This is a genomic window from Polaromonas sp. P1_G4 (assembly GCF_056405475.1).
Genome location: NZ_JBFUCA010001039.1, coordinates 1 through 600 on the forward strand (window position 1 = coordinate 1; position 600 = coordinate 600).

Consider the following 600-nt stretch of genomic DNA (forward strand, 5'->3'; position numbering starts at 1 on the left):
CCTTTGGGCCGTCGTTCGAACCGTAAAAGACACCAATGCGCCTGTTGTTTTTGTAGATTGCAATGACACCCGATTTCATAAAACCACTTGGAATAAGGCCCTCTTCCGCATCAAGGAAGCCCTCTATTTATCCAATGGCTTAGCGAAGTCAGGATCTTCCGAAAACGCATACACCGAAGCAGACGCGTCCACATGCTTTACCGAAGATTTGCTTCTAGTCAAAAAGAAATTCGGAAAGCCTAGTTTGTTGATATTTGATGAAATTCAAAATATTTGCTTCGATTTGTCTTCTAGCGAAAGATGGTCTTCTGGAGACGAATTCCTACCTTTTTGGCAAGCAATCCGATCGGCATACCAACAAACGCCCAACCTCTTCAGTTTCATTCTTTGCGGAACCAATGCCCACATCATCGAAGCAGGCCGACTTCCAAGCGGTCTAGATAATCCTCTGTTTGGCTACGTAAAACCCTACTATCTAGGTTTCTTTGACGACAACGACGTCAAAAATATGCTTTCACAAATCGGCTCCTATATGGGAACGTCATTCGAGCCACAGATATTCACCTATTTGACGGATGATTTCGGCGGACATCCCTTTCT

Annotated in this window: 1 protein-coding gene; it reads left to right on the plus strand. The window is 44.3% G+C overall.

What is annotated here, in order from left to right:
* The coding region (locus AC1D1X_RS25240) for a hypothetical protein (RefSeq protein WP_477699628.1) at positions 1-600 on the plus strand (600 nt) is incomplete at both ends.